Below are 13,079 nucleotides of genomic sequence, written 5' to 3'. Positions count from 1 at the left end.
CTTCTTGGCCGCCTATAGACTGTCAGGGTCGCCAAAGAACATCTGAATTCGCGACCGCAACCACCGCTCCGCCGGGTCGTTGTCTTGCGCCCCGCGCCAGGCCATGTGCAGTTCGAAACTGCGCACCGATATCGGCAGGTCCTCGGCCCGCAATCCGCCCGCCGCGGTCAGCACATCGGCCGTATAGTCCGGCACAGTGGCCACGATGTCTGTCCCCGCCAGCAAACTCCCCAGCCCGTTGAACTGCGGCACCGCCAGCACCACGTGGCGCTTGCGGCCAATCTCTTCCAGGGCTTCGTCGATGAACCCGGACAGGTCACCGGCAAACGACACCAGCGCATGCGGCCGCGCGCAGAAGTCGTCCAGGGTGATGCTGCCGGGCACACTGTCGGCACGCAGCAGCTTCGGCATGCTGCGGCGCAGTACCTTGCGCTTGGCGTTGGCCGGTAGTTCGCTGGTGTAGCTGACCCCCACCGAAATCTCGCCCGAGGCCAGCAACGTCGGCATCAGCAGGTAGTTGACCCGCCGCACCACCAGCACGATGCCCGGCGCTTCGGCGCGGATGCGCTTGAGCAGCTGTGGTAGCAGGGCGAACTCGGCATCGTCCGACAGGCCGATGCGGAACACTGCGTTGCTGGTGGCGGGGTCGAACTCGGCAGCGCGGCTGACTGCAGTGGAAATCGAATCCAGCGCCGGGGACAGCAGGGCGAATATCTCGTGGGCCCGCGCCGAGGGTTCCATGCTGCGGCCGGTGCGCACAAACAGCGGGTCGTCGAACAGGTTGCGCAGGCGCGACAAGGCCGCGCTGATGGCCGGCTGGCCGAGGAACAGTTTTTCCGCAGCGCGGGTCACGCTGCGCTCATGCATCAGCGTTTCGAACACGATCAGCAGGTTGAGGTCTACGCGACGCAGGTCGTTTCGATTCATCGGTGCGCTTCGCCTAAAGTGGGGCAGGGGTGAATCTTACGGCCAAAGGCTGTTACCCTGCACGGGTTTAGGGGGACCCATTGCAGGGAAAGTCAGGTGCCCAATCGATGACAAGCATGTCGACTATTAATGACCACTGATGGTCTAACCGTCAAAGCCCGGATAAAGTCAGTGGTAATTAGAGGTTCACAAAGGCGAGGTATGCGATGTCCCGCATGATCCGTTTCCACAAGTTCGGCGCTGCCGATGTGCTCCGTTGCGAGGAGCAGGCCGAACCGTCACCCGCTGCCGACGAGGTACAGATCCGCGTCCAGGCGATTGGCGTCAGCTGGTATGACGTGCTCTGGCGCCAGAACCTGGCGCCGTCCCAGGCACGCCTGCCGGCGGGCATCGGCCACGAAATGGCCGGGGTGGTGACTGCGGTCGGTGAAGGGGTCGAGGACATTGCGGTGGGCGACCGCGTCGCCAGCTTCCCGGCCACCAGTGCCAACGATCACCCCGTGTATGGCGATGTCATCGTGCTACCGCGTACGGCCATTACCCGTTACCCGGATGTGCTCACGCCGATCGAGGCGAGCGTGCACTACACGCCGTTGCTGATCGCCTATTTCGCCTACGTTGACCTGGCCCGGGCCAAGGCCGGGCAGACCGCGCTGGTAACCGATGCCAGCCATTGTGCCGGCCCCGCTTTCGTCCAGTTGGGCAAGGCCCTGGGGCTGAAGGTGTTTGCTGCTACCAAAGAAGCGGAGCAGCGGGATTACCTGTTGGGCCTGGGGGCCGACAAGGTGATTGTCACGGAGGAACAGGACCTGTTGCTGCAGGTTGGCAAGTACACCGATGGCCGCGGCGTGGACATGGTCCTCGATGGTATGGGCGGTCCGCAGATGTCGCTGCTGGGCGATGTGCTGGCGCCACGTGGCAGCCTGGTCCTGTATGGCCTGCAAGGCGGTAACCAGACGCCGTTCCCGGCCTGTGCAGCCTTCCAGAAGAACATCCAGTTCTACGTGCATTGCATCGGTAACTTCACCGGCAAGCCGGAGCTTGGCATCAGCCAGGACCAGGTCGCGCTGCAGCGTGCCTTGCGCGATATCAACCAGTTCACCGCCGACCAGTTGCTGACACCGCAAATCATCAAGGTGTATCCGTTCGAGCAGGTGGTGGAGGCGCATCGTTACATGGACCAATGCCCTTGTGGTGGGCGGGTGGTACTGGACATGGCGCAACACTGACAGCTGTTTGCATTGCTGATGAACCCGGGCTGAGTCCCGGGTTTTTTGTGCGCGAAACAGAATGATTTAAATGCCAACTATAAGAATATTCCTACATTAAAATCAGTCGCGGACTACATATAAGGCGATGGCCTGGCGTTTTGTGGAAATATTCCGCCAACAATTCGGTCTTGAACGATTTCGGCTCGGCGTTCAGTGTATATCCGCCGTCGTGCTGAATGGTTTTTTTACCCCGATCTGTATCTTATATTCGCTCTGCATCCCCCGATAATGGCACGATGATAGTTTGCGCAAGGAGCGTGGAATGAGCATGGCTATGCCTGAGGATGAGCTGTGTTTGGTAGCGGCGGGCTGTCGCGGTGGCGAGTATTTTTCGATGGTCTGGCGACAGTGATGCGTTACGTAATTACTTCAATTTGATTGTAGGAAATTTCTTCCGGGTAAGCGCAGGGCGTGTTGAATCTTGAATACAGGATTCGGCACGCGTTGGCTGCATGAAGTTGATGAGGTGATTTCGTGACGGCTATTCACGATCAGGCAATGCATTATATCTACCAACAAGTGCTCGAGCGTTTGTTGAGCCAAATGTCACAGGCGCAACGCGCGTCCCTTCAATTGCTGATACAACGTTTGCTGGTCGCTGCAGGTGGGCCAGAGTATATCGGTACGTTCCGCGTGCTGGTACTGCAAGGTTGCGATCGCCACAGTGCCAGGTTGCTGGCCATGCTGCGTGCGGCACAACTGAGCATTGCCCTGCGTGCGCCGGTAACCTTTCAGTTGCGGGTACTCGTGGTCAGCCTGCCGGTGGCTGCCAGCGATACGTTGGAATTCCACGAGGGCAGTTTCAGTGCCCTGTTCATGCAGGATGACCCGCGGGTTCAGTTACAGATGATCGAAGGGCGCGAAGTGGTGCCCTTCAGCCGTCGGTCTTCGGCAGCGCCCGACCGCTGGCTGCTGGCGAGAAACGCCCTGCTGATGTTCGGGCACATGGTCGATGCCAGGCCCGAAGCCCTGCTGGGTAGCCGGCTGCACCTGGAGCTGGCGGATGCCGCGTGTTCTGCGCTGCAGGCCGCGACACCGGCCGATGTCTTGATCACTGCCATTCCCGTACGCCAGCGGCGCCGCTACCTGGCGTGGGCCCGGCGTAGTCTGCGCCTGGCAGGGGAGCGCGGCCCCCATGTGTTGCATCACTGCCTGGCGGCGCTGGCCCACGGGCTGAGCCGGTTGCACGGCGCAGCCGATGCCTCGCCGGGCAGCCTGGCGAAGCCCACACAGGGCGATGCCGCGCAGGAGGCATCGTTGCGGCTACTTGCCATAGATGACCTGCTGCCGCATCTGCTTGAAGGGCAGCAACTGGATGCCATGTTGGGTGCTGGTCTCGAAAAGGCCGATGATGCCTGGCCATTGGCAGCGTTCGTCGATCCGAACGCTCGGGGCCAGTTGCACCAACTGCGCGCCCGCAGCCTGGAGCTGCAGGCCGCTCGCCCGGCGCTTTCGCTGGCGAACCCGTCGGGTGATAGCAAGACTCGCGATGGGCACACCCTGGCGCTGGGCAAAGCCTACGGTATCAACCAGACTCAACTGGTGTGCCTGCTGTTCAGTCCCTTCGCCAGGCAGGGAAAGAAGCTCGAGCATTTTCTGCAGTGCCGGCATGCAGACATGCTGGTAGCGCTGCCGTACCTGCACCGGGCCCTGCAAGGCAAACCCTGCCCCGATGCGGTGCGGGACTGGCTGGTGAATACCAGTGGCCTGCCGCTGGTGCAGTTACGGGCAATCTATGAGGGGCGCATGCCGCTGACTGCCTGGCGCTTACAGAGCAACCTGGCCCGCCGCGATGTGCACCTCAGGTTGCTGCCACGGCCTTCGTCGGGGCGCCGCCGTAGCCCAGTGGCGTTGCCTTGAAAGGGCCAGCGGTTCCCGGCGAGTTCGCCTATCGCAAGGTGTACCGCTACCTGGAGGCGTTGATCGAGCAGGGCTCAGGCGTTGGCCCCTGCAAGTTACCGTCGTTACGTGCACTGTCCCGACGGTTGCGGGTGTCATTGGCGACTGTGCAGAGTGCCTACAACCTGCTGGAGGAAGAAGGCCGGGTCCAGTGTCTGCCGAGGTCCGGCTACTACGCTCAGGTCGCTGCAAAGGCGCAGGCAGCGCCCATGTACCCGCAGTCTCCCTTGCCGGTACAGCCACTGCTGGAGCGTGCGCTGCTAGGCCACGAGCGGCGCATGGCCCGTCAGCGCGCCAGCAGCGTTGCACCCAGGGAGATGCTCGGCGACTCCCGTCTGCGCAATGCCTTGGCTGAGCGTTATACCCGTTCCTCCAGCCAGTACTGGCGTGCCGAGGACGTTCAACTGGCCCCTGACGTGCAAGCGTTGCTGGAGACGGTGCTCGCAGGGCTTGCCTTGCAGGGCGGGACGGTACTGGTGCAGTCGCCCTGTTGCTGGCAGGTGTTGCGCGCTTTGGCGCGTGCTGGCATGCGGGTGCTGGAAGTGCCTGCGGATAGCCGCGGCAACCCGGACCTGCGTGCCTTGGCCCGGTTGCTGGGCGGCGAGCCGGTGTGCATGCTGGTCATGCCGTCTTGCCTGGGCATGCCACAAGGGCGGCTGGTGTCGCCGCACTACCAGCAGCAGCTTGGTCAGCTACTGGACCAGCATGCTGTCTGGTTGCTGGAAAACGACCTGGACAGTGAGCACTGTTACAGCGGGCCGCCACACACGCGCCTGCGCGACTGGGTCGACCCCCGCTGGCTGTTGGTGCTGGGGGCATTCGAGGCGGCAGTGGGTGCCGAGGCACCTTACGCCTATGTGCTGGGCCATGATGCGGCACTGGCCAAAGCGTTTGCCGAACGGGCATTTCGGCTTGCACCGCTGCGCCTGCAAGCGCTTGCCCTGATGCTGGGCAAAAGGCAGATCGAGATGCAGCTTGTCCAGCTGCGTACCGACCTGCACAGACGTACACAGTACCTGGTACGCGCGCTGGAGTTGCAGTTCGGTCAGCGGGTGGCGTTGCAGATGCCCCAGGGCGGACGAATGCTGTGGGTGCGTTTTCGCCAACCGCTGGAGTGGGATTGCATTGTTGCGGCGTTGGCAGGTTCCGCCTTGCATGCACTGCCGGGCTGGCAGTTCAGCCTGCAGGGGCGATACCAGCAGTACCTGGCACTGGTGTGGCTGGGTGACCAGCCGGGTGACCTGCAACAGGCGGTGGAGCGCCTGGCGCAGGCGCTGGAGCCGCGTTGTGGGCGGCCCGCCGGCGTGTCACGCTGACTGCGCATGCTCTTGCCCCTGGCGCAAGCGGGTACTGAGCAACGCTGCCAGCACCAGCAATGCGGCAATGATCCACAAACCGTTGCGGGTGCTGCCGGTGGTCTGCTCGATCAGGCCCATCACCGACGGGCCGATGAATCCACCAAACAGGCCGCAGGTGGTAACGAACGCCAGGCCCGCCGCCAGGGCGCTGCCACTCAGCCTGCTGGACGGGAAGACAAACAGGATCGACTGCACCACGAACAGCATCAGCGCGGTCAGGGAAAACCCGATCAGGCCGATGAACGAGTTGGCCAGCGACGCCAGCAGCAACCCTGTCGCCATGGTCAGCAGGCCGCCAAACAGCAGGGTGCGGCAACGGCGTGGCGAGGTGGCCAGGCGTGGGAAGGTGGCAGCACCGATGGCAGCAGCAACCCACGGCACGGCAGTCAGCAGGCCTATCTGGAAGGGGGATAGCGCAGCGTAAGTGCCGATAATGCCGGGCAGGAAGAAAATCACGGTGTAAATGGTGATCTGGTGCACGAAGTACACCGAGATCGCCAGCCAGATCTGCCGGTCGCGGAACATCTGCCCCAGCTTGCTCTGCTGGGGCGCGGCAGCCCGTTCGGCCGCCAGGCGGCGTTCGATGTCCTGGGCGTCGGCCGCCGACAGCCAGGGCGCCGAGGCTGGGCCATCGGGCAGCTTTTTCCACACCACAACGGCCAGGGCCACGGCGGGCAAGCCTTCGAGTACGAACAGCCACTGCCAGCCATGCCAGCCCAGTACGCCGTCCATTTCCAGCAGGGCACCGCCCAGTGGGCCGCTGAGGATGTTGGCCAGGCACACGCCCAGCAGGAAGTAACCCGTGGCGCGGGCGCGCTGCTCACGGTCAAACCAGTAGGTCAGGTACAGCATCACCCCAGGAAACAGGCCTGCTTCGGCCACCCCTAGCAGCAGGCGCATGATATAGAACGACGTTTCTCCCTGGACGAAGGCCATGCCCGCCGAGAGCAGGCCCCAGGTGATCATGATGCGGGTAATCCAGAAGCGTGCGCCCACCCGGTGCATGATCAGGTTGCTCGGCACTTCGGCCAATGCATAGGTAAGGAAGAACAGGCCCGCCCCCAGGCCATAGGCCGCTGCTGACAGGCCCAGGTCGATGCCCATGCTGGCTTTTGCCAGGGCGATGTTGGTGCGGTCGAGAAAGCTCATCACGTAGACGACGATGAGCAGTGGCATCAATTTGCGTAACAGCAGGCCATTCAGGCGCTGCTCGGTGGTGGCGGCAGGGGCCGAAGCCGCTGCACGGGTGAGGGTTGTCATTGTTTTTTTCCCCGTGAAAAGTGCTGGTGGTGTGCCCGTAGCGGGCACACCAGGCGTGTTGTTCAGGAACGGTTGATATCGAGCCACACCGCGCCGTTGGGGTACTGGTAGCGCTCCAGGGTGTCGGCATGCATTTCGATGCTGTAGCCCGGGCGTTGCGGTGGCATGTAGCGCCCACGGCGGATCACCACCGGGTCGATGAAGTGCTCATGCAGGTGATCGACGTACTCCAGCACCCGATTGTGCAGCGAAGCAGACACTGCGATGTAGTCGAACAGGGCGATGTTCTGCACATATTCGCACAGCCCGACACCGCCGCCGTGCGGGCAAACCGGCACGTCGTACTTGGCCGCCATCAGCAGCACGATCAGCACTTCGTTCAGGCCACCCAGGCGGGCGGCATCCAGCTGGCAGAAATCCAGCGCACCGGCCTGGAACATCTGCTTGAACATGACCCGGTTATGGCAATGCTCACCCGTGGCCACACCGATCGGCGCGATGCGCTGGCGAATGGTGGCGTGGCCGAGAATGTCGTCCGGGCTGGTCGGCTCTTCGATCCACAGCGGTTCGAAGGCGGCCAGGCGGCGCATGTTGGCGACTGACTCCTCCACGCCCCACACCTGGTTGGCATCCATCATCAGGGTGCGTTCCCAACCGATTTCGTCGCGCAGGATGCTGGCGCGGCGTATGTCTTCTTCCAGGTCGGCGCCGATCTTCTGCTTGATGTGGGTCCAGCCATCCTCCACGGCCTCACGGGCCAGTTTGCGCATTTTATCTTCGCTGTAACCCAACCAGCCTGGCGCGGTGGTATAGCCGGGGTAGCCTTCGCGCAGCATCTGCGCCTCTCGTTGGGCCTTACCCGGTGCCTGGCGGCGCAGCAGGGCAATGGCTTCCTCGGGGGTGAGCACGTCTGTGACGTAGCTGAAGTCCAGGCAGCCCACCAACTGTTCAGGCGTCATGTCCGCCAGCAGTTTCCATACCGGTTTACCTTCGTGCTTGGCCCACAGGTCCCACACCGCGTTGATGATGGCCGCAGTGGCCAGGTGGATCACGCCTTTCTCAGGGCCTAGCCAGCGCAGTTGGCTGTCGCTGACGGTAAAGCGGTGCCAGAAACCGCCCATGTCGGCGGTGATTTCTTCGAGGCTGAGGCCGACGATCAGGGGTGCCAGCGACTGCACCGCTGCTGCGCAGATCTCGTTGCCGCGGCCGATGGTGAACGTCAGGCCGTGGCCCTCAAGGGCCTCGGCGTCGGTGTGCAGCACCACGTAGGCTGCCGAATAGTCGGGGGCGCTGTTCATGGCGTCGGAGCCGTCCAGCGACAGCGAGGTCGGAAAACGGATGTCGCGAACGCTCAGGTGGGTAATACGTATGCTCATGGTCGACTCTTGTTCTGCTCAAGCGCTGGGAGACCTGACTGTAGGTTGTCGAGCGATACAGGCATAATCGCCAATTCTTAATCAGCGATACCGGATTCGATATGTCTCGCTTGCCACTCGACCCCATCCAGGCGCCACCCAGCCTCGGCGCATTGAAGATCTCCAGCCGCCAGATCACGCTGCTCAATGCCCTGGGCGAGTTCGGCAACCTGCGCCGTGCCGCCGCCGCGATGCACACCACGCAACCGGCGGCGAGCCTGTTGCTGCAGCAGCTTGAGGAGCGCCTTGGCGTGCGTTTGTTCGAGCGCTTGCCGCGGGGCATGCAAGCAACGCTTTATGGCGAGGTGATGATCCGCTATGCGCAGAACGCGTTACATGAGTTCGAGCATGCCCAGGCACAAATCGCCGAACTGGCGCGCGGGGCCTCGGGCCTGGTGCGGGTGGGCAGCGTCATGGGCCCGGTGCCCGGCGTTCTGACCAAGGCGGTACTGGCCTACAAGCGCGACCATCCCAAGGTGCGCATTTCGCTGGAAGTGGGCACCAGCGATACCTTGCTGCCGGCGTTGTTGCGCGGCGACTTCGACATGGTGGTAGGCCGCCTGCCAGACCAGAGCGACAGCCAGGACCTGAACATCGAACTGTTTGAAGGCGGTGAGCAGATGCGCGTGATTGCCCGCGCCGGGCACCCTCTGGCGGCGGCGGCCGGGTTGCAATTGGCTGACCTGGTGGCCCTGACCTGGATACTGCATCCTATCGGCAGCCCGATGCGCCGCCGTGTTGAAAGTGCGCTGCAGGCCGGGGGCATGGTGCAGTCACTGGACATTGTTGAAACCGCCTCGATTCTGGCCACCACTGCCATGCTCGAAGCGTCCGAGATGATTGCGGTGGTGCCCAATGACGTAGCCGAGCATTATGCCCGCTATGGCATGGTGGCCATTTTGCCGGTAGAGCTGCCGCTGGCCATGGCCAACCTGGGCGTGCTGACCCTGCGCTCGCGGCCCAACTCGGTTGCCCTGGATACCTTGCTGCGCTACCTGCGGGCGCAATAACCCTGCCTTTTCACCTGCCTGAGGCCTGCCGCCGATGTCGCCGGACCTGACCCATTCCAGCTTTTGCAACTTGATCTTTTCGGCTTACAACGCGGGGTCTAGAGATGATGTTGTCATAACGCTGGCATTACTTGCAAAAAGAGCCTCTGCGCGACCTCCGGCTCCCACGTCAGCAGAGGGCATCCAGCGACCATAAACCTTGGCGATCATGGTCCAGTCTTTGTGGCCCATTTGCTGAGCAACCCACATTGGATTTTCGCCAGCGCTGAGCATCATCGAGGCGTATGTGTGTCGGCTCTGGTAAGGGCGACGCCACCGCACGCCCGCTTTTTTCATTGCGGGAACCCAAATCACTCGGTAGATGTAGCCGGCATGTCGCCATGGTTCGCCAGTGATGGTGTTCAGGAACACATGCTTTCCGGCCAGGAAGGTCAGTTCCTTCTGCTTGAGCAGCGCCTCTCTTGCAGGGCCAAGCAGCTTAACCGTTCTCCTGCTAGATGCGGTTTTGGTCGACTCGGGAACCTTGGCAGCCCTGGTCTTGGCCCGAACAATTCGGATTTCCCCAGCGATCCAATCAATATCCCCCCACTCCAGCGCGATTAGCTCACTAGGACGAAGGCCCGTCCAGAACGCGAACTGCAGCTGAGCCCACGTCTCCCCCCGCGCCGCCCTGAGCAGCGCCTCCTGCTCCTCCCGGGTGAACGGATCTACGTCATCCTCCTCCTTGATCTCCTCCCGATTCTTGTATGCCCATCCCGAAAGCGGGTTGCTCTCAATGATTTCGTCCTCTACTGCGTCATTGAGCGCCGACCGAAAGCAGGTCTGAACTGTGGTCAGCCTACTGTTCGAAACCTGGTAATCGGACAACTGATCCTTGATTACCTTCTTGTTGAGCTCTCCGAGCGACAGATCCCCAAACATTGGCTTGAGTATCGATCTGATGATTGACCGGTATAGGGCCGTGGTGCTCGATTTGAAGGTCTTCGTTTTCCGCTCCAGCCATTCGTCCAGGTAGACGCCGATATTCTGGTTTGAGCTGGCCCTGGCAAACTGGGCGGCGCGCTTTGATCGCGGGAATGTGGCGGCGTAATCGAATGTTCCATTTGATATGGCGTACTCGATTGCCGACTTGTGCTGCTCCGCCTTTTTCAGGTTAGCGGCGGTGGGCTTGAGCTGGACCCGCTCCCGGCACCGGACGCCCTGGTATTGGAATGTGATTTCGATACTACTTGAAGACGCGGGCCTGACGCCTCCCCCATCTCTACCCATGAGTAATACCCCTCAACGTCAATTAGGATTCTTCCGTCTGGCGCCTTGCGCCAAACCATGTGTTTTGGCCATTTGCCGTCGCGGATTTTGGTCCTTATGGCGTCTGGTGTGTACCCAGATTCGCGAGAGAACTGTTCCACGGTCTTGTATCGGACCATGATGGGCCTCCTCAGGCCAAGAAGTGATGCCCGACCTGCGCCGCCCGGGCGGCTTCCTCGGTGCGGAACATGAGCCGTGTTTTGCTGGTGCGGCCCCAGCTGTTGTATTCGACGTCGACCCACCAGTGGCCGAACTTGCGGTACGGCTCGCCTAGGATCTTCGTGACGTAGCAGTCGATCAGGTTCATGGATGGCTCCCGGCTCAGTCCCAGCTGAGCTTGGCGGGCGTGGGCGGGATGGTTTCGAGCGTGGCCAGGTTCAACAGGGTGAAATACCCGCCGTCCTGCGGCCGCCAGCCCATGGTGTCGATGTGGATTACGTTGCCGAGCGCTGCCGGCTTGTGCAGCGGCGTGTGGCCCACGACCAGCGCCCGGACGCCTGCAACACCTTCGGTCTCGCCCAGTTCAATGCGGCTTCGCGACCACATGCAGGTGTTCTGCGTCAGGCGCAACTGCTTGGCAGTCTCCGGCGCTTCAAGCGCGGCCCGCAGTTGATCCCAGGACGGGAATGGGCAGTCGGCGTGCACGACACCGACCAGGCCGCCGGGCGTCTCCACCTCGATGGCGATCGGCAGCTCGCGGAACTGGGCGGCGAACTCGCGTTGCTCATCCCAGGACAGGCCGGCGAACCATGCGCCCCCGTTGTACACCCAGTTGTCCACGTCGCAGGTATCGAATCTGCAGACGTAGTCGTCGTGGTTACCGCGCACCGGGTGGAACCAGGGCCTTGCCAGCCATTCGAGCACGTTGCGGCACTCTGGCCCGCGGTCGACCAGATCGCCGACGCTGAACAGTCGGTCAGCCTTCGGATCGAAGCCGGCTACGTCCAGGGCAGCCTGCAGCCGGGTAAAGTGCCCATGAATGTCGCCGACCGCGAAATCGCGGCCAGCCGTGTTTGCGGTGAAGCGCTTGATGCGCACCACCTCGATGTTTTCGAGCATGCAGAATCCTCACCCGCGCATGTCGGCGGGCGTGAGTAGTAGGGGGAGGGGTTCGGTTACAGCAGGTGTGCGCCGGACTCGAGCATCCCGTCGCGATCCTCGCGTAGGCTGTCGCGCTCCTTGGCCAGGCGCTGGATCTCGCGGTGCAGGTACTTGGCGATGGTCTCGCCGCCGCGCAGGTCGTTGGGCTTGACGCCTTTCAGGATGGCCTCAAGCTCGTTCACGCTGAATTGCTCGATCATGGCGCCACCTGCTTGCGGTAGCCGGCGTCGTGCAGAGCCGCGATCGCGCAATCGACATACTCGCGGGCAGTTAGGAGCTCACCTGCACTGAAGTCCAGCTGGGCATCCGCTGCCATCTGGTCGATTGCAGATTTCCGCTGTTCCGCCGCGATCTGCTCAGGCGTTCGACGAGGGCGAACACGCTTTGCCTCATCTCGATACATGGCAATCTTCTTGCCGCACTGAACCACGCAGAAGTCCTCGCGGCCTTCCGGGTCTTCACCTACGGCAACGCAAACCCCGTCGTGCCATTTTTCGAAGTCTTCGCAGGCGAATGATGCTTCAACCAGTGTGCCAACAGGCGGAAGGCCTTCTCCATCCCAGCGCGCCGGCCGCGCCGTGATGTACTGCACCTGGCCCCGCGTGAAGTTGTGCCGTGTCTCTCCGGTGCCACCGCCATATGGATAAGCGCGATCCTCGGCACCGACCACAGCGTACTGGTTCATGTTGATCCACACCTCGGTGATGCCGTGATGGGCGACCAGGCCGTGGCCATCCGCCCATTCAGGCGCCTTGCTCCAATCGATCTTGCTCACAGCTGATACCTCTCATCAATCCAGCGCCCAGGCGCCAGTGCGGGTGTAGGTTCGGGTTGGGTTTCGTGCGGGGAGAGCTGGCGCTCGTTGCCGGCCTGGTAGTTGCTGCCGGTGACGCCGCTCTGTTGCGAGCAGTTCTTCCCACAGCTCTCTTCCCACTGGGTGGAGCCGGCACAGTTGGTGAAGTACCGGGCCCGGCCGCCGTCGTGGAATCGGTAAACGGTGCAGCCATCGACCTTGAATAGCCGGTCGACCTTGAAGTCTGAACCAGCACGCGTGGTTGATTCGGCTTCCCCTTGGCAGCCGGCCAGGGTGGCCAGCAGCAGGAGACAGAGGGCGAGGCGGGTCATGGCAGTTCACCGACTTGAGCAGCGACACGAACGATTGCCCGGCGTGTGCAATCGCCCAGATCTCCGTTGACCGGCTCGTACAGGCCATCGTCGAGGTCGCCGCTATAGACGTTCACTCCACCGGCATTGATCTCTATATCTAGGCGTAGCTCAACCGCCAGCTTCAAGGCGTCGCCGTCGTTGATGAGTGGGTTCCAGTGAGCACGCACACCCGACTGACCCTTCAAGCGGAAAGGCCACTTTGGGTCACGGCAGGTGCATGACTCGATCTCAAGGTTTGCGGCCTTGGCGGCCAGCCTGAGCAGTTCAAGGTCGCGTTCGTCTACTTCGGACACAGGCATTCCTTGGCCGCCATATCGCGGCAGTGAGTTGTACAAGTGGTTGGGTTCGGTACAAGAAAATCGG

The 13,079-nt window shown here is 62.3% G+C and carries 14 protein-coding genes; 4 read left to right on the top strand and 10 right to left on the bottom strand.

Annotated elements, in window-relative coordinates:
* Nucleotides 1-12 precede the first annotated feature (12 nt).
* Entirely contained in the window at nt 13-927 is a 915-nt protein-coding gene (locus ACK1VC_RS07290; protein WP_016486424.1) for a LysR family transcriptional regulator, read from the bottom strand.
* Nucleotides 928-1,133: 206 nt separating this feature from the next.
* Here ACK1VC_RS07290 and ACK1VC_RS07285 point away from each other — a divergent pair, with 206 nt between their 5' ends.
* The 3 genes from ACK1VC_RS07285 (at nt 1,134) to ACK1VC_RS07275 (ending at nt 5,413) form a co-directional block, all read left to right on the top strand.
* On the top strand, nt 1,134-2,156 hold the full coding sequence (locus tag ACK1VC_RS07285) for a zinc-dependent alcohol dehydrogenase family protein (RefSeq protein ID WP_016486425.1): 1,023 nt from the start codon (nt 1,134-1,136) through the stop codon (nt 2,154-2,156).
* Between the two features lie 516 nt (nt 2,157-2,672).
* The gene (locus ACK1VC_RS07280) at nt 2,673-4,058 is read left to right on the top strand and encodes a hypothetical protein (RefSeq protein ID WP_191087550.1); all 1,386 of its coding nucleotides are present in this window, start codon (nt 2,673-2,675) and stop codon (nt 4,056-4,058) included.
* Complete coding sequence (locus tag ACK1VC_RS07275; protein WP_016486428.1) at nt 4,055-5,413, top strand: aminotransferase class I/II-fold pyridoxal phosphate-dependent enzyme; 1,359 nt, start codon at nt 4,055-4,057, stop codon at nt 5,411-5,413. Before ACK1VC_RS07280 ends, ACK1VC_RS07275 begins: the two co-directional genes overlap by 4 nt.
* Here ACK1VC_RS07275 and ACK1VC_RS07270 read toward each other — a convergent pair.
* Complete coding sequence (locus ACK1VC_RS07270; RefSeq protein ID WP_191087551.1) at nt 5,405-6,715, bottom strand: MFS transporter; 1,311 nt, start codon at nt 6,713-6,715, stop codon at nt 5,405-5,407. The two genes, ACK1VC_RS07275 and ACK1VC_RS07270, sit on opposite strands and share 9 nt — an antisense overlap.
* 62 nt (nt 6,716-6,777) lie before the next feature.
* Nucleotides 6,778-8,091, bottom strand: a complete 1,314-nt coding sequence (locus ACK1VC_RS07265) for an L-fuconate dehydratase (RefSeq protein ID WP_191087552.1) — start codon at nt 8,089-8,091, stop codon at nt 6,778-6,780.
* Nucleotides 8,092-8,192: 101 nt separating this feature from the next.
* Here ACK1VC_RS07265 and ACK1VC_RS07260 point away from each other — a divergent pair, with 101 nt between their 5' ends.
* Nucleotides 8,193-9,140, top strand: coding sequence for a LysR substrate-binding domain-containing protein (locus ACK1VC_RS07260; protein ID WP_016486431.1), 948 nt, complete (start codon nt 8,193-8,195; stop codon nt 9,138-9,140).
* Between the two features lie 84 nt (nt 9,141-9,224).
* Here the strand turns inward: ACK1VC_RS07260 and ACK1VC_RS07255 are convergent, their stop codons facing one another.
* The 7 genes from ACK1VC_RS07255 to ACK1VC_RS07225 form a co-directional block, all read right to left on the bottom strand.
* Entirely contained in the window at nt 9,225-10,409 is a 1,185-nt protein-coding gene (locus ACK1VC_RS07255) for an Arm DNA-binding domain-containing protein (RefSeq protein WP_173880158.1), read from the bottom strand.
* Nucleotides 10,410-10,578: 169 nt separating this feature from the next.
* Nucleotides 10,579-10,755, bottom strand: coding sequence for a hypothetical protein (locus ACK1VC_RS07250; protein WP_449117929.1), 177 nt, complete (start codon nt 10,753-10,755; stop codon nt 10,579-10,581).
* A gap of 14 nt (nt 10,756-10,769) precedes the next feature.
* Nucleotides 10,770-11,507 carry a metallophosphoesterase gene (locus ACK1VC_RS07245; protein WP_232555113.1) on the bottom strand — a complete coding sequence of 246 codons (738 nt, stop codon included), beginning with the start codon at nt 11,505-11,507 and terminating at the stop codon, nt 10,770-10,772.
* Between the two features lie 56 nt (nt 11,508-11,563).
* Entirely contained in the window at nt 11,564-11,749 is a 186-nt protein-coding gene (locus tag ACK1VC_RS07240) for a hypothetical protein (protein ID WP_191087556.1), read from the bottom strand.
* Nucleotides 11,746-12,324 (bottom strand): hypothetical protein, encoded by a 579-nt coding sequence (locus ACK1VC_RS07235; protein ID WP_449117928.1) that lies wholly within the window; start codon nt 12,322-12,324, stop codon nt 11,746-11,748. The genes ACK1VC_RS07240 and ACK1VC_RS07235 overlap by 4 nt, the downstream gene beginning before the upstream one ends.
* Nucleotides 12,321-12,674, bottom strand: a complete 354-nt coding sequence (locus tag ACK1VC_RS07230) for a DUF4884 domain-containing protein (protein ID WP_137137336.1) — start codon at nt 12,672-12,674, stop codon at nt 12,321-12,323. Before ACK1VC_RS07230 ends, ACK1VC_RS07235 begins: the two co-directional genes overlap by 4 nt.
* Entirely contained in the window at nt 12,671-13,009 is a 339-nt protein-coding gene (locus ACK1VC_RS07225) for a hypothetical protein (protein ID WP_200929256.1), read from the bottom strand. Before ACK1VC_RS07225 ends, ACK1VC_RS07230 begins: the two co-directional genes overlap by 4 nt.
* Nucleotides 13,010-13,079: the final 70 nt, after the last annotated feature.

The sequence above is a fragment of the Pseudomonas sp. XP2 genome (genome assembly GCF_053557975.1).
Note: the sequence above shows the minus strand (reverse complement) of the source record. Positions and strands in the feature narration are given on the sequence as shown.

Coding starts and splice junctions, on each gene's coding strand:
- ACK1VC_RS07230 (WP_137137336.1), bottom strand. CDS start 12,674: ATGACCCGCCTCGCCCTCTGTCTCCTGCTGCTGGCCACCCTGGCCGGC.
- ACK1VC_RS07240 (WP_191087556.1), bottom strand. CDS start 11,749: ATGATCGAGCAATTCAGCGTGAACGAGCTTGAGGCCATCCTGAAAGGC.
- ACK1VC_RS07255 (WP_173880158.1), bottom strand. CDS start 10,409: ATGGGTAGAGATGGGGGAGGCGTCAGGCCCGCGTCTTCAAGTAGTATC.
- ACK1VC_RS07265 (WP_191087552.1), bottom strand. CDS start 8,091: ATGAGCATACGTATTACCCACCTGAGCGTTCGCGACATCCGTTTTCCG.
- ACK1VC_RS07285 (WP_016486425.1), top strand. CDS start 1,134: ATGTCCCGCATGATCCGTTTCCACAAGTTCGGCGCTGCCGATGTGCTC.
- ACK1VC_RS07270 (WP_191087551.1), bottom strand. CDS start 6,715: ATGACAACCCTCACCCGTGCAGCGGCTTCGGCCCCTGCCGCCACCACC.
- ACK1VC_RS07290 (WP_016486424.1), bottom strand. CDS start 927: ATGAATCGAAACGACCTGCGTCGCGTAGACCTCAACCTGCTGATCGTG.
- ACK1VC_RS07260 (WP_016486431.1), top strand. CDS start 8,193: ATGTCTCGCTTGCCACTCGACCCCATCCAGGCGCCACCCAGCCTCGGC.
- ACK1VC_RS07250 (WP_449117929.1), bottom strand. CDS start 10,755: ATGAACCTGATCGACTGCTACGTCACGAAGATCCTAGGCGAGCCGTAC.
- ACK1VC_RS07245 (WP_232555113.1), bottom strand. CDS start 11,507: ATGCTCGAAAACATCGAGGTGGTGCGCATCAAGCGCTTCACCGCAAAC.